This window comes from Kitasatospora sp. NPDC086791, from assembly GCF_040685975.1.
Lineage (GTDB): Bacteria > Actinomycetota > Actinomycetes > Streptomycetales > Streptomycetaceae > Kitasatospora.
Genome location: NZ_JBFBOC010000001.1, coordinates 860,797 through 883,303 on the forward strand (window position 1 = coordinate 860,797; position 22,507 = coordinate 883,303).

24 protein-coding genes and 1 riboswitch are annotated in these 22,507 nt (G+C 73.9%); of the genes, 4 read left to right on the top strand and 20 right to left on the bottom strand.

Features of this window, described 5'->3' with window-relative positions:
- Positions 1 to 147: 147 nt before the first annotated feature.
- The 9 genes from AB0Q99_RS03880 to rpmB all read right to left on the bottom strand — a co-directional run bounded on the left by AB0Q99_RS03880 (position 148) and on the right by rpmB (position 6,693).
- Positions 148 to 1,140, bottom strand: coding sequence for a hypothetical protein (locus AB0Q99_RS03880; protein ID WP_363568108.1), 993 nt, complete (start codon positions 1,138 to 1,140; stop codon positions 148 to 150).
- A 176-nt stretch (positions 1,141 to 1,316) separates the two neighbouring features.
- Positions 1,317 to 2,138, bottom strand: a complete 822-nt coding sequence (locus tag AB0Q99_RS03885) for a thioesterase family protein (RefSeq protein WP_363568109.1) — start codon at positions 2,136 to 2,138, stop codon at positions 1,317 to 1,319.
- Positions 2,139 to 2,302: 164 nt separating this feature from the next.
- A complete protein-coding gene (gene nusB / locus AB0Q99_RS03890; RefSeq protein WP_363568111.1) occupies positions 2,303 to 2,740 on the bottom strand; it encodes a transcription antitermination factor NusB in 438 nt (145 codons plus the stop codon).
- Positions 2,741 to 2,744: 4 nt separating this feature from the next.
- Positions 2,745 to 3,308 carry an elongation factor P gene (efp, locus tag AB0Q99_RS03895; RefSeq protein ID WP_350629439.1) on the bottom strand — a complete coding sequence of 188 codons (564 nt, stop codon included), beginning with the start codon at positions 3,306 to 3,308 and terminating at the stop codon, positions 2,745 to 2,747.
- Between the two features lie 79 nt (positions 3,309 to 3,387).
- On the bottom strand, positions 3,388 to 4,494 hold the full coding sequence (locus tag AB0Q99_RS03900; protein WP_363568113.1) for an aminopeptidase P family protein: 1,107 nt from the start codon (positions 4,492 to 4,494) through the stop codon (positions 3,388 to 3,390).
- Positions 4,495 to 4,672: 178 nt separating this feature from the next.
- Positions 4,673 to 4,846: a 50S ribosomal protein L32 gene (gene rpmF, locus AB0Q99_RS03905; protein WP_363568115.1), complete on the bottom strand. Its 174-nt coding sequence runs from the start codon at positions 4,844 to 4,846 to the stop codon at positions 4,673 to 4,675.
- A gap of 52 nt (positions 4,847 to 4,898) precedes the next feature.
- Positions 4,899 to 6,155 (bottom strand): GTP-binding protein, encoded by a 1,257-nt coding sequence (locus AB0Q99_RS03910; protein WP_363568116.1) that lies wholly within the window; start codon positions 6,153 to 6,155, stop codon positions 4,899 to 4,901.
- Positions 6,152 to 6,457 (bottom strand): 30S ribosomal protein S14, encoded by a 306-nt coding sequence (gene rpsN / locus AB0Q99_RS03915; RefSeq protein ID WP_363568117.1) that lies wholly within the window; start codon positions 6,455 to 6,457, stop codon positions 6,152 to 6,154. Before rpsN ends, AB0Q99_RS03910 begins: the two co-directional genes overlap by 4 nt.
- Positions 6,457 to 6,693 (bottom strand): 50S ribosomal protein L28, encoded by a 237-nt coding sequence (rpmB, locus tag AB0Q99_RS03920; protein ID WP_363568119.1) that lies wholly within the window; start codon positions 6,691 to 6,693, stop codon positions 6,457 to 6,459. The genes rpsN and rpmB overlap by 1 nt, the downstream gene beginning before the upstream one ends.
- A gap of 127 nt (positions 6,694 to 6,820) precedes the next feature.
- On the opposite strand from rpmB, the gene rpmG reads away from it, so the two are divergent.
- Complete coding sequence (rpmG, locus tag AB0Q99_RS03925) at positions 6,821 to 6,985, top strand: 50S ribosomal protein L33 (RefSeq protein WP_363568121.1); 165 nt, start codon at positions 6,821 to 6,823, stop codon at positions 6,983 to 6,985.
- Between the two features lie 61 nt (positions 6,986 to 7,046).
- Here rpmG and AB0Q99_RS03930 read toward each other — a convergent pair whose 3' ends face one another.
- The gene (locus AB0Q99_RS03930; protein ID WP_363568122.1) at positions 7,047 to 8,162 is read right to left on the bottom strand and encodes a HoxN/HupN/NixA family nickel/cobalt transporter; all 1,116 of its coding nucleotides are present in this window, start codon (positions 8,160 to 8,162) and stop codon (positions 7,047 to 7,049) included.
- A gap of 31 nt (positions 8,163 to 8,193) precedes the next feature.
- A riboswitch (cobalamin riboswitch) is annotated at positions 8,194 to 8,408 on the bottom strand.
- A gap of 82 nt (positions 8,409 to 8,490) precedes the next feature.
- Between AB0Q99_RS03930 and AB0Q99_RS03935 the strand changes: the two genes are divergently transcribed.
- A complete protein-coding gene (locus AB0Q99_RS03935; RefSeq protein WP_363568123.1) occupies positions 8,491 to 8,874 on the top strand; it encodes a metalloregulator ArsR/SmtB family transcription factor in 384 nt (127 codons plus the stop codon).
- Between the two features lie 56 nt (positions 8,875 to 8,930).
- Positions 8,931 to 10,628 carry a hypothetical protein gene (locus AB0Q99_RS03940; RefSeq protein WP_363568125.1) on the top strand — a complete coding sequence of 566 codons (1,698 nt, stop codon included), beginning with the start codon at positions 8,931 to 8,933 and terminating at the stop codon, positions 10,626 to 10,628.
- Here the strand turns inward: AB0Q99_RS03940 and AB0Q99_RS03945 are convergent.
- The 9 genes from AB0Q99_RS03945 to mltG (AB0Q99_RS03985) all read right to left on the bottom strand — a co-directional run bounded on the left by AB0Q99_RS03945 (position 10,604) and on the right by mltG (AB0Q99_RS03985) (position 20,484).
- Complete coding sequence (locus AB0Q99_RS03945; RefSeq protein ID WP_363568127.1) at positions 10,604 to 12,625, bottom strand: ATP-binding protein; 2,022 nt, start codon at positions 12,623 to 12,625, stop codon at positions 10,604 to 10,606. The genes AB0Q99_RS03940 and AB0Q99_RS03945 overlap by 25 nt on opposite strands.
- Before the next feature lie 71 nt (positions 12,626 to 12,696).
- Positions 12,697 to 13,506 (bottom strand): DNA-formamidopyrimidine glycosylase family protein, encoded by an 810-nt coding sequence (locus AB0Q99_RS03950; protein ID WP_363568128.1) that lies wholly within the window; start codon positions 13,504 to 13,506, stop codon positions 12,697 to 12,699.
- Between the two features lie 79 nt (positions 13,507 to 13,585).
- Positions 13,586 to 14,395, bottom strand: coding sequence for an AAA family ATPase (locus AB0Q99_RS03955; protein ID WP_363568130.1), 810 nt, complete (start codon positions 14,393 to 14,395; stop codon positions 13,586 to 13,588).
- Between the two features lie 246 nt (positions 14,396 to 14,641).
- On the bottom strand, positions 14,642 to 15,070 hold the full coding sequence (gene aroQ / locus AB0Q99_RS03960; RefSeq protein ID WP_360261932.1) for a type II 3-dehydroquinate dehydratase: 429 nt from the start codon (positions 15,068 to 15,070) through the stop codon (positions 14,642 to 14,644).
- An 8-nt stretch (positions 15,071 to 15,078) separates the two neighbouring features.
- Positions 15,079 to 16,170 carry a 3-dehydroquinate synthase gene (gene aroB / locus AB0Q99_RS03965; protein ID WP_363568132.1) on the bottom strand — a complete coding sequence of 364 codons (1,092 nt, stop codon included), beginning with the start codon at positions 16,168 to 16,170 and terminating at the stop codon, positions 15,079 to 15,081.
- Positions 16,163 to 16,684 carry a shikimate kinase gene (locus tag AB0Q99_RS03970; RefSeq protein ID WP_363568134.1) on the bottom strand — a complete coding sequence of 174 codons (522 nt, stop codon included), beginning with the start codon at positions 16,682 to 16,684 and terminating at the stop codon, positions 16,163 to 16,165. Before AB0Q99_RS03970 ends, aroB begins: the two co-directional genes overlap by 8 nt.
- Positions 16,681 to 17,865: a chorismate synthase gene (gene aroC / locus AB0Q99_RS03975; RefSeq protein WP_363568136.1), complete on the bottom strand. Its 1,185-nt coding sequence runs from the start codon at positions 17,863 to 17,865 to the stop codon at positions 16,681 to 16,683. The genes AB0Q99_RS03970 and aroC overlap by 4 nt, the downstream gene beginning before the upstream one ends.
- Positions 17,866 to 18,095: 230 nt before the next feature.
- Positions 18,096 to 18,926 (bottom strand): shikimate dehydrogenase, encoded by an 831-nt coding sequence (locus tag AB0Q99_RS03980; RefSeq protein ID WP_363568137.1) that lies wholly within the window; start codon positions 18,924 to 18,926, stop codon positions 18,096 to 18,098.
- 34 nt (positions 18,927 to 18,960) lie between these two features.
- A complete protein-coding gene (mltG, locus tag AB0Q99_RS03985) occupies positions 18,961 to 20,484 on the bottom strand; it encodes an endolytic transglycosylase MltG (protein WP_363568139.1) in 1,524 nt (507 codons plus the stop codon).
- Here mltG (AB0Q99_RS03985) and AB0Q99_RS03990 point away from each other — a divergent pair.
- Positions 20,461 to 20,871, top strand: a complete 411-nt coding sequence (locus AB0Q99_RS03990) for a hypothetical protein (RefSeq protein WP_363568141.1) — start codon at positions 20,461 to 20,463, stop codon at positions 20,869 to 20,871. The genes mltG (AB0Q99_RS03985) and AB0Q99_RS03990 overlap by 24 nt on opposite strands.
- 185 nt (positions 20,872 to 21,056) lie before the next feature.
- Here the strand turns inward: AB0Q99_RS03990 and mltG (AB0Q99_RS03995) are convergent, their stop codons facing one another.
- Positions 21,057 to 22,325, bottom strand: a complete 1,269-nt coding sequence (gene mltG, locus AB0Q99_RS03995) for an endolytic transglycosylase MltG (RefSeq protein ID WP_363568143.1) — start codon at positions 22,323 to 22,325, stop codon at positions 21,057 to 21,059.
- Between the last annotated feature and the right edge of the window lie 182 nt (positions 22,326 to 22,507).

Here is a 22,507-nt window from a genome sequence, read left to right on the forward strand (position 1 = left end):
GTTCCACCCGTGCCGACCAGCAGAAACGTCACGGCGCGGCACCCCGAACCAGGGGCCGCGCCGCGGCGTTTCCGGGCGCCCGCCATCGCGAGCGCGGGATGCTCGGGTCCGGGCGCGGCGCGAGGCGTACCGGCGCGGCGTGGCGCGTCAGCAGACCGTGCCCAGGCTGTAGCCGGGCTGCGCCGCCACCCCGTCCAGCCGGACCGGCCGGTCCGCCGGCGCCCAGTCCTGCCCGCCGCTCGACCAGGCCCAGGAGGCCGGCAGGTACTCCCCGCAGGAGGCTGCCGAGCCCTGCGAGCCGTGCAGCACCGCGACCCCCGGCAGCTCCAGGGCCAGCCCGGCGCACAGCACCGCGCAGACCAGCTCCAGGTCCTCGTCGTTGATCCGCACCACGCCGTCCTCCCACTGCAGCACCCGGGCGGCCGCGGTCAGCCGGCCGCCGGGCGCGTCCACCCGCAGGCGCAGCTCGTACACGCCGGCGCCCGCGCCGACCAGCATCCGGCGGAACACCTCGCCCCCGCGCTCGTAGGCGGCGCGCACCCAGCGGGTGTGCTCCTCGTCGGGCTCGCCCGCGCCCCCGTACAGGCCGCCGTCGAGCAGCAGGTCGGCGTGGCAGAGCGTCAGCCCGTTCTCCCGGGCCCGGATCAGGCGCGGCACGAAGTCCCCGGCCGGCTCCTCGCCCTGGTAGGCGAGCAGCTGGGTCTGCAGCGCCGGGTTGACCAGGTAGCGGTCGCGGGCGGCGGGCTCGGCCGGGTCCAGCCCGTTGAGCAGGCAGAACTCCTCGAAGTCCTGCGGGTGGAACATCCGTGCCCGGACGGTCTCGAAGCGCTCCAGCGCGTCGGCCAGCAGCTCGCCGGTGTCGGCCAGGTAGCGCTCGTAGTCGGGGGCGTCGGAGATCCCCCAGGCGCGGGCCCGTGCGAAGTCCGCGGCGCTGGTCAGCACCCCGATGACGAACGCCCGGTCGGCGCCCTCGCCACCCTCGCCACCCTCGATGCCCCCGGACCCCTCGGCGGCCCCGACCTCCTCGGCGACCTCGGCCCCGTCGGTCCCCTTCGGCCGGTGCGACGCCCGTACCGCGGGCCGCGAGCCGCCGGCGGTGCAGTCGGAGTTGCGGCGGGCGCGGCCGTGGCGGCTACTCATCGGTTGGCTCCTGGCTTCGGCGGGCGACCGCCGGCGACGGCGGCCGGCGGGGGTGACGGTCGGCGGCGGGCTCGCCGCTGACCGCCTTCCTCCCCACCACCCGCGCGCCGCACACGTACGGCGTGTCACAGGAATGTAACCACCGGTAATAGTGCCGGTGGCGCAACCCTCCCGGACTACCGCGGCGCCCGGGCCAGCTGGCGGGACTGCGCGACCAGGCGGCCGGACTCGTCCCAGATCTCGGCGTCCTCCTCGAAGTACCCGCCGGCCAGGTTGCGGGTCGCGTGGGTGACGCGCAGCCAGCCCGGGACGGGCTTGGCCCGCAGGTGGACGGTCAGCTCGACGGTCGGGGCCCAGCCGGGCATGCCGAGGTCGAAGGTGACCGGCGGCAGTGCGTCGGCGACCAGCAGGAGCAGCAGCGGGTCGGGCTGACGGCCGTCGGCGAGCCGGAACCAGCCCTGGATCCGCCCGTTGCCGGAGGGCTGCCCGAGCGCCCAGCCGACGGTGGCCGGGTCCAGCCGCAGGTCGAAGCGCTCCAGCAGGGCGGCCTCGGTGAGCAGTTCCCTGGGCGCGTGTTCCACGCCGATGCACTGGTCCGGCGGCGGCAGCTGCGGCGGCCGGGCGCTGGTGCGCACCTCGCCGTCGGCGGCGGAGAGGTCGCCGTGGCTGGCCACCACGCGCAGCCGCTCGACGCCGTCCTGGCTGAGCGAGGCGGTGCCGGTGGAGAGCCCGCGGCCGGTGCGCAGCACCTCGGTGCGGACGGTGGCCGGGCCGGGGGTGGAGGCGGACAGGTAGTAACCACTGATCGACACCGGGTCCGGGTGCGACTCGTGCTCCAGCGACAGCGCGTGTCCGGCCACGGCGAGCAGCAGCCCGCCGTTGACCCCGCCGCCGATCTGCCAGCCGGCGCCCAGCTCGGCCTCGTAGCGGCCGGCCTCCTCCGGGTGTCTGGTGAGGGCGATGCCCTGGTCGAACTCGCTGCGGATCACGGTGGTCATGTGGGGAGACCTGCCCTTTCGCACGTGGTTCCGAACGCCAAGTTACTGGCAAGTAGGGCATCACCCTACGCCGCCCGGTCCCCGGCGCGCGACGGCCGGGAACGCCGAACGGCCGCCGGACCCGGAATCCGGGTTCGGCGGCCGTTCACGAAGCGGGCCGGTGGTTACCGGCGGATGCTCGGCTTCAGCTCCAGGAAGCGGGCGAGCAGACCGTTGACGAAGGCCGGGGAGTCGTCCGTGGAGAACTCCTTGGCGATCTCGACGGCCTCGTCCAGGACGACCGCGTCCGGGACGCCGTCCTCCCAGATCAGCTCGTACGCGCCGAGTCGCAGGACGTTGCGGTCCACGATCGGCATCCGGTCGAGCGTCCAGCCCACCGCGTACTGCGAGATCAGGTCGTCGATGCGACGGGCGTGCTGGACGTACCCCTCGATCAGCTCCATGGTGTACTCGCCGACCTGCGGGGTGCCCTCGTCGGGCTTCGGCTCGCGGGCGCGGGCCACCCAGTCGGCGAGGACCTGCTGCGGGTCGACCCCGCGGTGGTCGGCCTCGAAGAGGATCTGGAAGGCCCGGGTACGGGCCTTGCTGCGTGCGGCCGACACGGACTTACTTCACCCGGCCGAGGTAGCTGCCGTCGCGGGTGTCGACCTTGACCTTCTCACCGGTGGTGATGAAGAGCGGCACCTGGATCTCGGCACCGGTCTCCAGGGTGGCCGGCTTGGTGCCACCGGTGGAGCGGTCGCCCTGGACGCCCGGCTCGGTCTCGGCGATCGTCAGCTCGACGGCGGCCGGGAGCTCGATGTAGAGCACCGCGCCCTCGTTCTGCGCGACCAGGGCCTCGAAGCCCTCCAGCAGGTACTTGGCGGCGTCACCGACGACGGCCGGCTCGATGGTGAGCTGGTCGTAGGTGTCCATGTCCATGAACACGAAGTTCTCGCCGTCCTTGTACGAGAACTGCATGCCGCGCTTGTCGACGTTGGCGGTCTCGACCTTGGTGCCGGCGTTGAAGGTCTTGTCGACGACCTTGCCCGTCAGGACCTCCTTGAGCTTGGTCCGAACGAAGGCCGGGCCCTTGCCGGGCTTGACGTGCTGGAACTCGACGACGGACCAGAGCTTGCCGCCCTCCAGCTTGAGGACCATGCCGTTCTTGAGATCGTTCGTGGAAGCCACGGGCGCACTTACTCCTGGATATAGCTGTCAAGGAACCAAGGGTTGCGTCCTGCCGCCGACGGCCGACTGGAGGCCGCGGTCACAGGGCGAGGAGCTCCTTGGTGGTGATGGTGAGCAGCTCGGGCCCGCCCTCTTCGAGGGGGCGCACGACGAGCGTGTCCTCGATCCGGACGCCGCCCTTGCCCGGGAGGTGGACCCCTGGGCCGACGGTGACCGGCACGCGGCTGTCCAGTTTACCCATGTCCGACGGACCGAGGCGCGGCGCCTCCCGGATCTCCAGCCCGATGCCGTGGCCCACCGGGTGCGGCGAGGCCTCGCTGTGGCCCGCCGCCTCCAGGACCTGCCGGGCCGCCCGGTCGGGTACGCACTGCTCCACGCCTGGTCCGAGCGCCTCCCGGCCGGCCCGCTGGGCCCGGAAGACCAGCCGGTGCAGCTCCACCTGCCAGGGCGCGGGAGCCGCGCCGATCACGAAGGTGCGGGCGGTGGACACGCCGTAGCCGCGGTACTGGGCGCCCATCACCACGGTCAGGAAGTCGCCCTCCTCCACCCGGCGGTCGGTCGGCTGGTGGGCGGCCTGGCCGGAGTGGCTGCCGGTACCGACCGACACCGGGAAGGCGGCCCGGTCGGCGCCGTGGTCGATCATCCGGCGCTCCAGCTCCATGGCCAGGTGCCGCTCGGTCCGGCCGACCAATATCGACTCCAGCAGCTCGCCGAGCGCCTGGTCGGCGATCTCGGCGGCGATCCGCAGGTCGGCGATCTCGTGCTCGTCCTTGACCACCCGCAGCCGCTCGACCACCTGCCCCAGGTCGACCAGCCGGGCCCGCTCGGCCAGGCCCGCCACCGCCCGGTGCCGGCTGACGGTCAGGTCGTGCTCCTCCACCGCCAGGCCGGTGACCCCGAAGCGGGTCGCCGCGGCCGCGGCGGCCAGCGCGGTGTCCGCCGCGGCCGCCACCGGCAGCCGGGTGACGTCCGGGGCGATCAGGTGCTCGCCGGAGTCGTCCGGCGGCAGGTCGTCCGGCAGCGCGAGCAGCGCCCGCTCCCTGGTCAGCAGCAGCGTGGCCCCGCAGGGCGCGCAGCCCGTCAGATACCGCACGTTCGCCGCCCGGGTGATCAGCGCCGCATCGGCCCCGGCCGCACTGCAGTGCTCCCTCACCCGCTCCCGCCGCCCCGCGTACGCATCCGCCATGCGTCGAGCCTACGAACCCCCGGCCCGAACCGCCCGCCGAGCGCCCCCGGCAGAACCCCGGGGTGCCTCGGCCCACGCCCACCCGCGCCCCCGCACCACCGCCCGCTTCCCGCCGGCCCGGGCCCGAACGCCGCGCACCGCACCACGCACGCACCGCGTACGCACGGCGTCGCCGCCGCTACCCCTGGTCCGGGTCGAGCAGGCCCCGCCGGTATGCCGGGACCAGGTTCCGCGGGACGAGCAGGGCGCGGCCGTCGAGCGTGATCGGGACGAGCTTCGGGGGCGCGGCCTTCCACCGGGCGCGGCGGTGCCGGGTGTTGCTGCGGGAGGTCTTGCGCTTGGGTACGGCCATCAGGGGCTCCTGTCGGGTGGTCCGTCAACGGACGGTTCTTCGGCGGGGTGGTTCATCGGCGGGGTGGTTCATCGGCGCGCGAGCGCGGGCGGTCCGCCCGGTGGACGGGAGCGAGCAGGTCCCGGAAGGCGTCGGGCAGGGTCTTCCAGCCGGTCTCGCCGGCGGCGAGTTCGCCGTCGGTGAGCAGGCAGGAGTCGAGCAGGGCGGTGATCCCGTCGGCGTCCAGCCCCTCCGCGGTGAAGCTGAGCTGCTGGACCCGGTCGCCGTGCAGGGGGTGCCAGTCGAGGGCGGCGGCCGCCCGGCGGGCGGGCGGGTAGCACTCCCAGTCCGCGTCGGTCAGGGTGGTGAGCCAGGGGCCGCACTCCTCGACGGCGAGGTTGGCCCCGGCCGCGTCCCAGGCCAGCATCAGGTCCGGCCGGTTGGCCAGCCAGAAGCGGCCGCGACTGCGCTGCGCCGCCGGAACGAGCAGTTCCAGCGCCTCGCGCAGCCGCTCCGGGTGGAGCGGCCGGCGGCGTTCCCAGACCAGGGTGGTGACGCCGGCCTCGTCCCGTTCCTGCGGCAGCAGCGCGATCGCCGGGTTGACCCGGTCGCGGGCGGCGGCGACGTCGAAGCCGCCGAGCGCGGCCCGGGTGAGGGCGCCGGTGCCGAGCCGGACGACCCGCGCGGTGGGGTGGAGCTGGCGCAGCAGCGCGAGCCCCGGCGCGTGCGCGGTGGCGCGCGGGACGGCGAGGGTGGTGGCGCGCGGGACGGCAAGGGTGGTGGCGTACTCGATCTGGTGGGCGAGCGCCTCCGCCCGGGTCCGCTCGTCCCGCGCGGCGGTGTGCTCACCGTGTTCCGCCAGGTCGTCGGGGACGGAGAGCTCGCCGATCAGCCGGTTCGGGTCGACGGCGGCGACCACGCCCGCGAGTTCGACCGCGTCCGCCGCCCGCCGCCCCTGCGACTCGCCCTCGGCGAGGACCTCGACCGCCGGGTGCGGATCGCTGCCGCCCCACAGTTCGACGATCGCGAGCCCGTACCGGCCCTCGTCGGCGATCTCCAGCAGCCGGGGCAGCAGGTCCTCGCGCAGGGCGCAGCACGGGCAGTCGTTCGACAGCGGTACGTCGTCCTCGTCGAACGCTCCTCCGGCGTCCCGCAGTTCGCGGTGGACGACGCCGCGCGCGGCGTCCCGCAGGTCGTGCCGGAGCACCACGGCGTCCACCGCGGCGGCGGCCAGTTCCTCGACGGCGGCGCGGCGTTCGTCGGCGTGCAGCCCGGCGACGACGACCACCGGCAGCTTGATCCCCTCCGGGTGGGCGGCCGGGGCGCTCACCAGCCGGCCTTGCGGACGCCCGGCAGGTGGCCGGCGTGGGCGTGGGTGCGCAGGTTGATCCGGGAGAGGCCGAAGGCCCGCAGGTAGCCGCGGGGGCGGCCGTCCACCGCGTCGCGGTTGCGGATCCGGGTCGCGCCGGCATCGCGCGGCTGGCGGGCGAGTTCGGCCTGCGCGGCGGCGCGTTCGGCCGGGCCGGTGCCGGGGTGGACGATGATCCGCTTGAGTGCGGCCCGACGCTCGGCGTAGCGGGCGACGACGGCGCGGCGCCGCTCGTTCTTGGCGATCTTGCTCTGCTTGGCCATCAGACCTTCTCCCCCCGGGCCCGGATGCGGGCGACGGCGGCTTCGATGCCGATCACGTCGACGGTGCGGATGCCCTTGGCGCTCAGCGCGAGCCGGACGTACCGGCCTTCGCCGGGCAGCCAGTAGCGCTTGCGCTGGATGTTGGGGTCGAAGCGGCGGCCGGTGCGGCGGTGCGAGTGCGAGATCGCGTTGCCGAAGCCGGGTCGCCGGCCGGTGAGTTGGCAGCGGGCGGACATGGGCGCTCCCTGGCGTCCGGGAATGGGCGGGACGGAGCTCACGTTACACCAGATGAAAATGACTTCCATTTCGGTGTACGGTCTCGATCCGGCACGCCACAGCCCCGACGCACCAGGAGGACACCCCATGGCCCGCAGCGAACTGCGCCCCGTCATCAAGCTCCGCTCCACCGCCGGAACCGGCTTCACGTACGTGACGCGCAAGAACCGCCGCAACGATCCGGACCGGCTGGTCCTGCGCAAGTACGACCCGGTCGCGGGCCGGCACGTCGACTTCCGCGAGGAGCGCTGACCACGCACGCACGGAACGGCGCCTTCCCGGGCGGGGAGGCGCCGTTCGGCGGCCCGTCGGCTCACGCCTCCTCGGGCGTCCAGCGCTTCTCGACCTCGGCGAGCTTCCAGTACCCGATCGCCACCGCCCAGACCACCACGAACAGCCCGGCGATCGCGTAGCCGACGTTGTCCAGCGAGATGTCCGCGATCCAGCCGCTCACCGGGTCGGTCAGGTCGAACTTCTCGTGCAGCACGCCGACCAGCTCGATGGTGCCGATGATGAAGGCCACCGCGATCGACAGCCCCGTGATGGTCAGGTTGTAGTACACCTTGCGCACCGGGTTGGCGAAGGCCCACTGGTAGGCGAAGTTCATGAACGTCCCGTCCAGGGTGTCGAACAGGCTCATCCCGGCCGCGAACAGCAGCGGCAGGCAGACGATCGCGTACCAGGGCAGCCCGGAGGCCGCGCCCGAACCCGCCATCACCATCAGGGTGACCTCGGTTGCGGTGTCGAAGCCCAGGCCCAGCACCATGCCGACCGGGAACATCTGCCCGGGCCGGGTGATCGAGCGGGTCGCCCGGTTCAGCACCCGGGCCATGAAGCCCCGCGAGTCGAGGTGCGCCTCCAGCTCCGCCTCGTCGTACTGCCCGGCCCGCATCGCCCGGAACACCTTGACGATGCCGAGCAGCGCCGCCAGGTTGAGCGCGCCGATCAGGTAGAGGAACACGCCGGAGGTGGTCGTCCCGACCACGCCGAGCCACTTGTGGGTGGTCGACTCGTCGTCCATCAGCGTGTTGGCCAGCTGCGCGCCGCCCGCCACCAGGGCCGCCATCAGGACCACCATCGAGGAGTGCCCGAGGGCGAACCAGAAGCCCACCGAGACCGGCCGCTTGCCGTCCGCCATCAACTTGCGGGTGGTGTTGTCGATCACCGCGATGTGGTCGGCGTCGAACGCGTGCCGCATGCCGAGGGTGTAGGCGGTGATGCCCAGGCCCACCCCGAAGACCTGGGTTCCGACCGCGTACCGTTCCGGCGCCACCAGGAAGATCAGGGTCCCGAAGGCCACCACGTGCATGGCCAGGATCACCCCCATCAACCCGGCCGTACGGACGGTGTCCTCGCGTCTCCACCGGAAGGTGGGCAGCACTGACGGGACCGCTTTCGCGTTCGCGGCGGCGGTTTCGGGCAGGGTCATCTCCGGATCACGCTCCAACACCTCGTGGAATCACTTCGTGAAGTGCCGTGGCCGGTCTCCTGGCTTACGGGACATCCGGGTCCGCCTTCCCGGGGGCGCGAGGCACCCAGTGGCGTCGTGGACACGGACCGCATTCCGTCGCGGGCGAAGGAATGACCCGATCACAGTGGCGAGGGCCGCTCCGGAATCCGGACCCCTGAGGGTCCGTCACCGGTCTTCCCGAGCACCACGGCGGGCTACACGGTAGGGGTCCCGCCCCGACCCATGCAAGGCTGCGCACCTGCGCAGGTGTTCAGGATCACAGGCCCCCGCCTGCAAGAATGTCCGCATGCATCTCGTACCGGCCGACCGCGCGGGCCACCGCACCATCGACGGGCACCGGGTCTGCGAGGCCATCGCCGCGATCGGCGACACCGCGCACGTCCGGTCCTGGTCCGAGCGCTTCTCCCTGCTCGCCGACCCCGGCCGGCTCGCCCTGCTGCTCGCCCTGCACCGGGCCGGCCCGCTCGCCGTCACCGACCTCGCGGTCGCCACCGGCATGCGCGACCCCGCCGTCTCCCAGGCCCTGCGGCTGCTCCGCACGGCCGGGGTGGTCACCGGCGACAAGGACGGACGTGTGGTGCGCTACCGGCTCGTGGACGAGGCCATGCGCCCCCTCCTGGACGAGTGCGCCGCCGCCGAGCACCACGAGCCCACCGCCGCCGCGGGCTGACCGACACTCGGGGAACACCCCTCCCGGGCCGCACCCCGGATGAGTACGATCATGGCGTGCCGTCCCACCCCCACGCCTGGCCCGCCGACCGCTGGAACACCCGACCGGTCAGTGCCCGCGTGCTGGCGGTCGCCCGCACCCTCACCTCGGCCACCCGCGTCCTGGACGTCCTCACCCTGCTGAACCCGGACGGCATCGCCCGGTACTTCACCGTCAACCCCGGCTCCGCCTTCGCCGACCGCGCCCTGGACGAGTACCTGCACGGCCTGCCCGGCTTCACCGTGCTGGACTGGGAGGACGCCGTCCGGCACCGCTTCGACCTGGCCGTCGCCTGCGCCGTCCACTCCTCCATGCACCGCCTGGACGCCCGGCTCGTCGTCCTCCCGCACGGCGCCGGCTACAACCGCCTGGTGGCCGAGTCCACCGGCGACACGGTCAGCTCCGCCGGCCTCTCCCGCAACGAACTCACCCACCGCGGACGGGTGTTCGTCGACGTCCTCGGCCTCTCCCACCCCGAACAGCTGGACCGCCTGCGGACCTCCTGCCCCGAGGCGCTGGACGTCGCCCGGGTCGTCGGCGATCCGTGCTTCGACCGGATGCTGCGCAGCCGGCGCTCCCGCGACGCCTACCGCGCCGCGCTCGGCGCCGTCGACGGCCGACGGCTCGTCGTCGTCAACTCGACCTGGAGCGAGCACTCGTTATTCGGCCGCCGCCCCGACCTGCCCCGGCGCCTGGTCCGCCGGCTGCCCGCCGACGAGTACACCGTCGCCCTCGTCCTGCACCCCAACATCTGGAGCCGGCACGACCCCGAGGCACTGCTCGACACCGCCCGCCGGATGGGCCTGCGGCTGATCCCGCCGCACCAGGGCTGGCAGGCCGCCCTGGTCGCCGCCGACTGCCTGATCGGCGACCACGGCTCGGTCTCCGTCTACGGCGCCGCGCTGGAACGGCCCACCGTGCTGGTCGCCACCGGCGCCGCCGAACTCGACCCGCGCTCCCCCGGCTACGCCTTCGGCCAGACCGCCCCGGTGCTCGACCCCGACGGCGACCTCGCCGCCCAGCTCGCCCTGGCCCTGCACGACCAGGACCCGGCCGACCTGCGCCCGCTCACCGAGCGCTCGCTCAGCCGGCGCGGCCGGTCCGCCGAACTGCTGCGCCCGCTGCTCTACTCCTTCCTGGAGGGCCTGGACGAACCCGGGGAGGAACCGGTCCTGCCGCCCTACCCCAAGCCCGTCCCACGCCCCGGCACCACCGACGGGCCCACCGCGTACGACGTCGAGGGCGAGAGCGAGGGCACCGAGGTCAGCCTGCGGCGCTACCCCTTCGACCCGGCCGACCACACCCCGCGCGGCTTCCACGCGCTCACCGACGAGCACCCGGGCGACGCCCTGCGCTACACCGCGGAGGTGCTGGCCCGCACCGAGGTCCGCGCCGAGCACCCCGCCACCCGCTGGCTCGCCGACGCGGCCGCCGAACTCCCCGGCCTCGCCGTCGCGGTGGCCGCCCTCGGCCCGGCCCGCCACCTGCTCCGGCTGCGCACCGGCCTGCTGCTGGAGGCCCGCGCCGAACCGGGCTGGGGCGACCCGGACCCCGGCATCGACCCGCTGCTGCTCGGCTCCGCCGTGGCCTGCTGGCTCGCCGACGGCGGCGACCCGGCCGGCCTCCCCGGGCACGGACTCACCGTCCGCACCGGCGGGCACCGCACCCGGGTCTCGTTCACCACCGGGCCTCAGGGGCCCTCGTCCGGGCCCTGACCGGTCAGTTCCCCCAGCCGCGCCCGGCTGCGCTCCGCCAGCTCCCGGTCACCGAGCTCCGCCGCGAGGCTGACCAGCAGGGTGTGCGCCTGCGCCTCCTTCGCGACCTGGCTCCGCTCCTCGGCCCGCCGGGCGCAGTCGGCGGCCTGCGCGACGGCGAGGTCCAGCTGCCCGAGCGCGCGGTGGGCCCGGGCCCGGACCAGCGGCAGCTTCATCAGCATGTCGTGGTCGCCGGTGTCCTCGGCCCGCTCGGCGGCACCGCCCAGGACGTCCAGCGCCTCCCGGGCGCGGCCGTCGGCGATCAGCGCCTGCGCCAGGTTGTAACTCTGCACGATCTCGCCGTGGGCGTCGCCCCGGTTCTCCGCCAGGGCCAGCGTGAACCGCTCCACCGCCTCGCCGGGACGGCCGTCGGCCAGGCACAGCAGGCCGTCCGTCTCGTGGAGCACCCCCACCACCCGGCGGTCCGCCACCAGCGGCAGCTGCTCCGAGGCCAGCGCCAACTGCTCGGCGGCGAGCCGGTGCTCCCCGCGCTCGAAGTGGGCCCGGGCGAGCTGGTTGCGCATCCGGACCACGGCGGCCGGCTGGTTGTCCCACTGGGCCGACTCGACGCCGAGCCGGTGGGTGGCGATCCAGTCCTCGTAGAGCTTGCGGCCGTGGTAGAGCGGCCAGAGCGACTCGCAGAGCCGCCACACCTCGCCGTGCCACCGCTGCCCGGCCGCCTCCTCCACCACCGCGCGCAGATTGGCCCGTTCGGCGTGCAGCCACTCCAGGGCCGCCGCACCGGAGGCGAAGCCGGGCAGCTCCGCGCCGCTCTCCTCCTGCAGGCGCAGCCGGGATCCCATCGCCCGGTCGGCCAGTGCGGCCCGGCCCCGGTAGTAGGCCACCACCCGGGCGAGGAGTTCCGTCCGGCCGGGCAGCTCGCGGGTCCGGCCGTAGGCGTGCAGCCGCACCACGTCGTGAGCGCGGAACCGCGTCCCGGGGCCGTCGTCCACCACCTCGTCGAGCAGGTGGACGGCCCGCAGTTCGCGCAGCGCCGCCCCGGCCTGCTCGACGCCCGCCGCCCGCGCCGACTCGGCCGACACGAAGGGACCGGGGTGCACGCCGATCAGCCGGTAGAGCGCCCGGCCCTGCGGCGACAGCCGCTCGTGGACCAGGTCGTAGGTCGGGCCGAGGTCGCTCTCCCCGTCGTCCAGCACGGCCAACCTGCCCTCACGGTCGTGCAGTTCGGCCACCACCCGGCCGACCGGCAGGTTGTCCCGGTCCAGCAGCTGACTGCCGACCGCGTTCAGGGCCAGCGGCAGCCCGCCGCACAGCTCGACCAGCGCCGCCAGCTCCCCGTCGGTGCCCCGCTCGGAGCCCAGCCAGGCCCGGACCAGATCGGCACCGGCCGTCGCGCTCAGCGGCCCGAGCTGCCGCACCTCCGCGCCGACCGTCCGCAGCGCGGGCAGCCGCCGCCGGCTCGCGACCACCACCAGCCCGCTCGACGGGAGCAGTGCGCGCACCTCGGCGGCGTGCTCGACGTTGTCCAGGAAGAACAGGCACCGGCGCTCGGCGGTGACCGTCCGGAACATCGTGAACCGCTCCGCCTCCACCGCCGGGGGCTCGGCCCCGAGGGCGCGCAGGAAGCCGGCCAGCAGCGAGGGGAGGTCCACCCCGCCGCCGTGCCGGTAGGCCAGCAGGTCCGCGTAGAGGTCGCCGCCCGGGAACCGCGCCCGGTGCTCCTCGGTGAACTTGGCGATCAGCTCGGTCTTCCCGACCCCGCCGATCCCGGTGAACACCACGATCCCCAGACCGCCCGCCTCGATTCGGCCCAACGCCGACATCAGCGCGGCGAGTTCCGGCTCACGGTTGACGAAGGGCCCGTGCGAGGGGCGGACCTGATGCGGCCTCGGCGGCGGCTCGGCCTGGTGGAGGTGCACCGCGCCGATGGTGTCGGCCTGCACCACGTGGCCGCTCACCGTTCCTGACACGGTGTTGGCCACCCGGCGATGCTCCATCTGCCTGCTCCCTCCGGCCGGTCGGCCCCAGCCTACGGGCTGGGCGCCGCGCCGGAGGGTGGATCACAGTCTCAGGCTGCCTGGCAGGTCGGGCACCAGAAGAGGTTGCGCGCGGCGTGCTCCTCGGTCCGCACGTCCGTGCCGCAGACCAGGCAGGGCATCGCCGCCCGCCGGTAGACGTACACCTCGCCGCCGTGGTCGTCCACCCGGGGCGGACGCCCCATCGCCTCGGGGGTGTGCTCGGGGCGGACGGTGTCGATCCGGCCGGCCGCGACGCCCTCGTGCATCAGGGCGACCAGGTCCGACCAGATCGCGTCCCATTCCTTCCGGGTGAGGTCCCGCCCGGCCCGGTGCGGCGCGATGCCGTGGCGGAACAGCACCTCGGCCCGGTAGACGTTGCCCACCCCGGCCAGCACCTTCTGGTCCATCAGCAGCGCGGCGACCGTGGTGCGGCTGGCCGATATCCGGCGCCAGGCGGCCTCCGGGTCGGCGTCGGCGCGCAGCGGGTCGGGGCCGAGGCGGGCCGCGACGGCGGCCTTCAGGTCGTCGGTGACGAGGGCGCAGGTGTTGGGGCCGCGCAGGTCCGCGTAGCCGTCCTCGCCCTCCAGTCGCAGCCGGACCAGGCCGACCGGCGCGGGCGCCGGGCCGGTGCCGAAGGCGAAGCCGCCGTAGAGCCCGAGGTGGATGTGCACCCAGGCGCCCTCCTCGAAGCCGAGGAAGAGGTGCTTGCCGATGGCCTCGGCACCGGTGAGCAGCTGCCCGTCGATCACCTTGGCCTCGTCGGCGAAGCGGCCCTGCGGGCTGGAGACCCGGACCGGGCGGCCGCCGAAGGCCTGCCGGTTCTCGGCGGCGAGGCGGTGGATGATGTGGCCTTCCGGCACGGGCGTCAGCTCCTCGGGACGCTGCGACAGGACCGGTCCATCATCGCAGCCGGCACCGACAGCCCCACGAATCCCCAGGTCAGCGGACTGGCATGCCCATCAGCCGGGCCAGGATGACCCGGTCCAGCTCGGCGGCCGTCCCGGCCACGTCCAGGGCGGAGTTGTCGATGATCGGCAGCCCGGAGTTGTACCAGCCGGCCATCCGCCCGTGGATCCGCGCCACTTCCTCGTCCCCGAGCCGCCGGTTGCCGCTGCGCCGGGCGTTGCGGTGCAGCACCGAGTCCAGGCTGGGCAGCAGGACGACCGGGAGCATGCCGGGGCCGATGTGCCGCTTCCAGCCGCCGAGGCCGATCGCCGGGCGGTCCGGGAAGACGGCGTCGTCGATGATGCAGGAGATGCCGTTGGCCAGGTAGTTGCGGCAGGCGAAGCCGCAGGTGCGGCGGGCCAGCCGGTACTGCGCCTCGGAGGCGTTGTTCCAGCCGGACTGCGGGTTGGCGAAGCCGGACTGGACCCACTCCCGTACGTCGTCCAGGCTGATGTGCGCCGTCGGGGTGGGGCGGCGCTCGGCCCAGTACCGGGCGACGGTGGTCTTGCCGGCCCCGGCCGGACCGATCAGCAGGACGGCGATCGGCCCGGTGGGCGCGTGCCGCTGCGGCGGGTGGACGGGAAGTTGGACGGGCGTCCCGGACGGCAGCACGAAGTGCCCGGTCCCCCCGGAGGGAACCGCCGCGCCGGGCGCCGCGGCGTGGACCGGGACCGCGAGGGGAGCCGGAGCCGGGGTCGGCACCGCAGCCGGCGCCGGAGCGGGCCCGACCGCGGCAGGAGCGACCGGCCCGGCCTGCGCACCGGGAACGGGAGTCGCACCGGGAACGGCAGGAGCAACAGGCACCGCAGGAGCACCGGGCACCGCAGGCGCGACGGGAGCCGGCGACCCGGCCGGCGCGGGCAGGACCTGCGGCGGCGGGGGCGGCACCGGCGGAGCCGCGGGACGCGGCGGGACCTGCCCGCCTCCGGCGTACTGCGTCACGGCACCTCCCGACACCTCTCAGCGGGGACATTACACGGCGGCCCGGCAGCGGGCACAGTCCGCCGCCGGGCCGTGGGCCGGGGCCCGTAGCGGACGGACCGCCGAGCCTCAGCGCGAGGTGAGCCCCTCGGCCAGCGCACGCAGCGCCAGCTCGTACGAGCCGAGCCCGAAACCGGCGACGGTGCCCGAGGCCACCGCCGCGATCACCGAGGTGTGCCGGAAGGTCTCCCGGGCGTACGGGTTGGAGATGTGCACCTCGATCAGCGGCGCGGTGCGCTGCGCGGCGGCGTCCCGCATCGCGTACGAGTAGTGCGTGAACGCCCCCGGGTTGATCACCACGGGCACCTGCCCGTCGGCCGCCTCGTGCAGCCACTCCACCATCTGCTGCTCGGAGTTGGTCTCGTGCACCTCGACCTCGAAGCCGAACTCCTTGCCGAGCGCGGTGCAGCGCTCGACCAGCCCGGCGTACGAGGTCGCGCCGTAGACGTCGGGCTCGCGGCTGCCCAGCCGGCCCAGGTTGGGGCCGTTGAGCACCATCACCCGGGTCACGCCGAGACCTCCGCGTAGGCGGCGACCAGCAGGGACGGGTCGGGGCCCTCCAGCACGGAGGTCTTGCCGAGGCCGTCCAGGACGATGAAGCGGATCAGGTCGCCGCGCGACTTCTTGTCGATCTTCATCGCGTCCAGCAGCTTCGGCCAGGCGTCCGCGCGGTAGCTCAGCGGCAGGCCGACCGAGGCCAGCACGGCCCGGTGCCGGTCGGCCGTCTCGTCGTCCAACCGCCCGGCCAGGCGGCCGAGTTCGGCGGCGAAGACCATGCCGATGGAGATCGCGGCGCCGTGCCGCCACTTGTACCGCTCGTTGCGCTCGATGGCGTGGCCGAGGGTGTGGCCGTAGTTGAGGATCTCGCGCCGCCCGGCTTCCTTGAGGTCCCCGGAGACCACGTCGGCCTTGACCTGGATCGCGCGGCGGATCAGCTCGACGGTGTGCGGGCCGGCCGGGGTCGTGGCGCCCTCGGGGTCGGCCTCGATCAGGTCGAGGATCGCCGGGTCGGCGATGAAGCCGCACTTGATGACCTCGGCGAGGCCGGAGACGTAGTCGTGCCTGGGCACGGTCTCCAGGGTGCCGAGGTCGGCCAGCACGCCCACCGGCGGGTGGAAGGCGCCGACCATGTTCTTGCCCTCGGCGATGTTGATGCCGGTCTTGCCGCCGACGGCCGCGTCGACCATGCCGAGCAGCGTGGTGGGCATGGCGACCCAGCGCACCCCGCGCAGCCAGGTGGCGGCGACGAAGCCGGCCAGGTCGGTGGTGGCGCCGCCGCCCAGGCCGACGACGACGTCGCTGCGGGTGAACCCGGTCTGCCCGAGCACCGACCAGCAGTACGCGGCGACCTCGGCGCTCTTGGCGTCCTCGGCGTTCGGCACCTGCAGCGCGATCGCCTCGTAGCCCTCGCCCGCCAGGTCCTCGCGGATGGCGTCGGCGGTGGCGGCCAGCGCCTCCGGGTGGATGATCGCGACCCGCTTGGCGCGGTTGCCGATGAGCGGCGCCAGCTCACCGAGCAACTGGTGCCCGATCAGCACGTCGTACGGGTCGTGGCCGGCGCTGCCGCCGACGTGGATCCTGACGGTGGAGTCAGTCATGGGGGGTCTTCAGCTCCAGTGCTTCCAGTACGGCGTCCGCGACCTGCTCGGGGGTGCGGGCTGCGGTGTCGACCACGGCGGTGGCGACCTCCAGGTAGAGGGGGCGGCGGGCCTCCATCAGCTCGCGCCAGCGGGCCCTCGGGTTGACGGCCAGCAGCGGGCGCGGGGCGTCCAGGCCGACCCGCTTGACCGCGTCGGCGAGCGGGACCTCCAGGAAGACCACCGGCAGCTCGCGCAGCAGCTCACGGGTGTCCTCGGCCATGACGGCCCCGCCGCCGAGCGCCAGCACCCCGTCGTGCCCCGAGGCGGCCGCCCGTACGGCCGCCGCCTCCAGCGCGCGGAAGTGCGGCTCGCCCTCGTCGATGAAGATCTCCGGGATCGGCTTGCCGGCCGTCGCCTCGACGTCGGCGTCGGTGTCCCGGAAGCCGACGCCCAGGCGCTCGGCCAGGGCCCGCCCGACGGTGGACTTGCCACTGCCGGGCGGGCCGACCAGCACCACGACGGGGTGGGTCATCGGATGATCAGGTGGTCGAGGTAGCCCTGCACGTTGCGGCGGGTCTCGCTCACGTTGTCACCGCCGAACTTCTCGTTGACCGCGTCGGCCAGCACCAGCGCGACCATCGCCTCGGCGACGATGCCCGCGGCGGGCACCGCGCAGACGTCCGAGCGCTGGTGGTGCGCCTTGGCCGGCTCGCCGGTGCGCACGTCCAGGGTCTGCAGCGCCCGCGGCACGGTGGCGATCGGCTTCATCGCGGCGCGCACCCGCAGCACCTCGCCGGTGGACAGGCCGCCCTCGGTGCCGCCGGAGCGGCCGGAGGTGCGCTTGACGCCCTCGGCGGTCGGGACGATCTCGTCGTGCGCCTGCGAGCCCGGGACCCGGGCCAGGTCGAAGCCGTCGCCGACCTCGACGCCCTTGATCGCCTGGATGCCCATCAGCGCGGCGGCCAGCCGCGCGTCCAGGCGGCGGTCCCAGTGCACGTGCGAGCCGAGGCCGACCGGCACGCCGTAGGCCAGCACCTCGACCACGCCGCCGAGGGTGTCGCCGTCCTTGTGGGCCTGGTCGATCTCGGCGACCATCGCCTTCGAGGCGTCCGCGTCCAGGCAGCGCACCGGGTCGGCGTCCAGCCGGGCCTCGTCCGCGGGCAGCGGCAGCACACCGGCCGGGGCCTTGGCGGCGGCCAGCTCGACCACGTGGCTGACGATCTCGATCCCGGCCACCTCACGGAGGTACGCGCGGGCGACGGCGCCCAGCGCGACCCGGGCGGCCGTCTCGCGGGCGCTGGCGCGCTCCAGGATCGGCCGGGCCTCCTCGATCGAGTACTTCTGCATGCCGGCCAGGTCCGCGTGGCCGGGCCGGGGGCGGGTGAGCGCCTCGTTGCGGGCCAGGCCCGCCAGCACCTCGGGGTCGACCGGGTCGGCCGACATGACCTGCTCCCACTTCGGCCACTCGGTGTTGCCGACCATGATCGCGACCGGGCTGCCCATGGTCAGGCCGTGCCGGACGCCGCCGAGGAAGGTCACCTCGTCCTGCTCGAACTTCATCCGCGCCCCGCGGCCGTAACCGAGCCGACGGCGCGCCAGCGCGTCGGCCACCACGGCGGTGGTGACCGGTACACCGGCGGGCAGGCCTTCCAGCGTCGCGACGAGTGCGGGGCCGTGCGACTCCCCCGCCGTCAGCCAGCGCAACGTACCCAACGGAGCTCCTTCATCAGCGGACCGGCCCACGGCACCGCCGCGGCCCGCCCGAGCGTGCCTTCTGTCCGAATCCTTTCATGCCCCGGCGGCACCTGGGGGCCACAGTCCGCGTGACGGACGGCAACCGGTCACGAACCGTGCCGCGGAAGGCCCGACAGCGAGACCGGGCGTCCGGATGATGGACACCCGGCGACCGGTCCGGGCACCGGGGGCGGTCCGGGAGCTCGGGCTCAGCGCCCGGCGAGCGCCTTCTCCCCCGCCTCGCGCATCGCCGCCAGCGGCCCGGGCGTCCGCCCGGTGAAGGCCTCGCTCTGCAACACCGCCTGGTGCACCAGCAGGTCCAGCCCGCCCAGGACGGTCGCTCCGCGCTCGGCGCAGGCAGCCGCCAGCGCCGTCGGCCACGGGTGGTACAGCACGTCGAACAGCGTCCCCGGCGCGGCGGGCAGCACGGCGGCGAAGGCGTCCGTCGCGCCGGCCGGCGTGGTGGAGACGGTCAGCGGCTGGGCCAGCGCCTCGGCCCCGCGCTCCCAGTCGGCGGTGCGGACGACCACGCCCAGCCGCTCGCCCAGCTCGGCCATCTCCCGGGCCCGCTCGGCGCTGCGCACGTAGACCGTCACCTCGCCGGTGCAGATCCGGGCGAGCGCGGCCAGCGCCGAGGAGGCGGTGGCCCCGGCCCCCAGGACGGCGGCGCCGGACACCTCGGTGATCCCGCGCTCCCGCAGCGCGTTGACCAGCCCGGGGACGTCGGTGTTGTCCCCGGTGCGCCGCCCGTCGGCGGTGAACACCACGGTGTTCACCGCGTCCACCGCGCGGGCCGTCGCGCTGACCTCGTCGAGCAGCGGGACGATCGCCCGCTTCAGCGGCATGGTCAGCGACAGCCCCGCCCACTCCGCCTCGTCCAGCCCGGCGACGAAGCCGGGCAGCGCGGCCTCGTCGACCTCGAAGCGGTCGTAGCGCCAGCCGTCCAGCCCGAGCGCCGCGAAGGCGGCCCGGTGCAGGTCCGGCGAGAGCGAGTGGGCGATCGGCGAGCCGAGGACGGCCGCCCGGTGCTTGCTGGTCAACACTGCCTCTCCATGAACTGCTGTCCCGCCGCGGCTACTTGGTGGTGCAGTGGCCGCGGGCCTCGTCGAAGCCGTTCCCGGCCGCCTGGCAGTACTCCTTGACGTTGGCGTAGTGCTCCTTGCTCGTCTCGGCGAACCGGGTGTGCTGCGGGTCCATCGCGATGAAGTACAGCCACTTGCCGTCGGCCGGGTGGAGCACCGCGTTGAGCGCGTCGTCGCCCGGGTTGGAGATCGGCGTCGGCGGCAGTCCCGGGTTGATGTAGGTGTTGTACGGGTTGCTCGCGTTGTCCATGTCGCCCTTGTTGAGCTCCTTGCGGCCCAACGAGTACTGCAGCGTGGTGTCCATGCCGAGCTTGTGGTTGATCTCGCCGCCGGCGGCCAGCCGGTTCTGGATGGTCTTGGCCATCTTGGCGAAGTCGTCGACGTTGTTGCCCTCGCGCTGGAGGATGCTCGCCTCGATGATCACCTCGTACCCGGTCTTCAGGCCCACCGAAGCCGCCTGGGAGTCCAGGTTGGCGTACTTGTCGGTGGCGTTCTTCACCATCTGCTTGAGCAGGTCCTCGGGCTTCATGCCGTCGGCGATGTTGTAGCGGGTCGGCCAGAGGAAGCCCTCGATCTTGCCCTGGGCGTACGGGGGCAGGCCGAGGTCGTTGACCTGGGCCTGGGCGACGGCGGCCGTCGCGCCCTTCTGCAGCTTCAGCTTGGCGTCGATCAGGGCGTAGATCTCGGTGGAGTTCTTGCCCTCGGGGATCACGATCGCCGCACCGCCCGCCTGGGCGAGCAGTTCCTTGAGCGCGGCGGCGGCCGGCATCTCCTTCTTCAGGCCGTAGAAGCCCGGCTGGACGGTGGTGCACTTGGGCTCGGACTTGCAGGCCGAGGTGAACGCGTCGACGCTCTTGACCACGCCGGCGTTCTTCAGCGCCAGGCCGATCTGCCCGGCGACCGCGTCCTTCTTGACCTCGAACTGGACGGATCCGGTGCCCTCGCCGGTGAAGTCCGGCGGCGGGCCGAAGTGGTCCTGGTAGAAGCCGTAGCCCCACCAGCCGGCGCCGCCCATGGCGCCGAGCAGCACCACCGCGACCAGCAGGCAGGCGCCACCGTTGCGGCGGCCCGACTTCTTGCCCTTCTCCTTGCGCTTCTTCGTCGCCTCGCGGGACTCGTCCTGCGTGCCGAGGAAGCCGCCCGCCTCCTGCTCGGCGTGCTCGTCGAGGTAGCCGCCGTCCTCGGGGTGGCCGTCCTGGTGGCCGTCCCACTCGTCGGCCGCGCCCTCGCCCTCGCCGCCGACCGGGGCGCCGGACTCCAGCGCGGCGGCCTCGGCCTCCCAGTCGATGCCGTCCGGCCCCGGCCCCGAAGCAGGCGCGGGCGCCGGCGCCGCCTGCGGCCGGGCCTGCTGCTGCTGTGCCATCTGCTGCCGGGGCATGCCCGGCTGCTGCTGCACGCCGGGCTGCTGCATCCCGTTCTGCTGCGGCATGCCCGGCTGCTGCGGCATCCCGTTCTGCTGACCGCCCGGGAACCCCTGCTGCTGGAAGCCCTGTTGCTGGAAACCCTGCTGCTGCATCTGCGGCGGCATCTGCTGCTGCGGATAGCCCTGGCCCTGCGGCATCTGCTGCTGGGGATACCCCTGCTGCGCGTGGCCCTGCGGCACGAAGCCCTGCTGACCGCCCGGGAAGCCCTGCTGCGGGAACGCCTGCTGCTGGAAGCCCTGCTGCTGCACCTGCTGCTGCGGATAGCCCTGGCCCTGCTGCATCTGCGGCATCTGCTGCTGGGGATACCCCTGCTGCCCGTCCCCGTACGGCTGCTGGCCGGGCTGGCCCGGCTGCGGGTACTGCTGCTGCCACTGGCCGTCCTGCTGGCCGGGGACCGGCTGCCGGCCGTCGTACCCGGAATCACCGGGGTGCCACGGCTCGCCCTGGGGGGCGTAGCCCCCACCCAGATCGGTCATTGATCCCCTTAACCGACGGTGACGGCCGGCGGATCGGACCGGCCGTCCGGGACGGCATCGTCCCGGCTGAATCTCGAACCGGCGTGCTAGCGCAGCGCCTGGAGGGAGACGTTACCGTACCGCAGCCTTACCCCTGCCCGGGTGAGTGCACCGTCGACGGGCGACCTCACGGAGAGCACACAAGATCACTACGGCGTCGCCGCACCCGGCCCGGCCGGAGCCCCGGCCCCCGACGGAGCCCCGGACGCCGACCCGGACGCGGTGGCCGGCCCGGACGCCGTGGCGCTCGGCTTCGCCGCCGCCCGGTTGGCGTTGAACTCCGCCACGTTGCGCTGATGCACCTCGAAGTTGTCGGTGAACCGGGTGTCCCCGGGCCGCACGGTGACGAAGTACAGCCAGTCCCCCGGCGTCGGGTCCAGCGCCGCCATGATCGCCTGCCGTCCCGGGTTGGAGATCGGCGTCGGCGGCAGCCCGGGGTGCAGGTAGGTGTTGTACGGGGAGTCCAGCTTGGTCTCGGTCACCGTGGTGTTCAGGGTCGACCGGCCGAGCGCGTAGTTGATCGTGGAGTCCAGTTGCAGCGCCATGCCCTTGGCCAGCCGGTTGTAGATCACCCGGGCCACCTTGCCCATGTCCTCGGTGTTGTCGGCCTCGCCCTGGACCATGCTGGCCACGGTGACCAGCCCGTACGCGGTCTGCCCGAGGTTCTGCGCCACGACGGTGGCGTCGTCCCGGGCGTACTCCTTGCCGGCCCGTTCCACCATCTGCTTCAGCAGGTCGAGCGCGGTGGTGGCGTCGGTGACGGCGTACGTCGCCGGGAAGAGGTAGCCCTCGGGGCTGCCGTTGGCGAAGTCCGGCAGGCCGAGCTCGACGCCCTGTTCCTGGGCGGTGCGCCGGGTGGTGCCGTCGGGCAGGTTGAGCTTCTTGTCGATGGCGGCGTAGATCTGGTAGCCGCGCCAGCCCTCGGGGATGGTCAGGCCGTTGGCGTTGGCCGGGTCGATCAGGATCGCCAGCGCCGCCACGGCCGACATCCTCTGCTTCAGCGTGTACGTCCCGGGCTGGATCCGTCCGGCGGCCGCCGCGCTGCCCTTCGCGGCCCGGGTGAAGGCGAGCGAGCTGGCCACCACCCCGTTGCGGACCAGGGCGGACGCGATCTGGGACAGGCCCGCGCCCTCCGGCACCGAGACCTGGACGCTGCCGGTGCCCTGCCCGGCGAAGTCGGCGGCGGCCGGGGGCTTGCGCTGCGCCTGGAACCAGGTGTAGCCGGTGATCCCGACCCCTCCGAACACCGCGATCAGCGCGAGCGCGGTGAGCCCGCAGGCCAGTCCGTTACGCCGTCGGTGCGGATCCGGCGCATCGTGGCGCGGCCGGGGCGCGGCCGGCGGGCGGCCCTCCGGCTCCAGCACCGGCGCACCCAGGTGTCCCGGGGTGAGACCGGGGTGGAAGTCCTGGTCGGTCATGGCGCGTCCCCTCGGCGGTCCCAGATCGATCCGGATCGATCTCACGTCGATCCGAAACGGAATCGGAAACGAACGAAGAGGGGTCCGTGCGGACGCACCTGAACCCCGCCATACCGAGGGCCACGCGACCCTCTGCACACTCATCCCCTTCGCGCTCCTCCTCGCGCTCCTCGCCTGGGCCT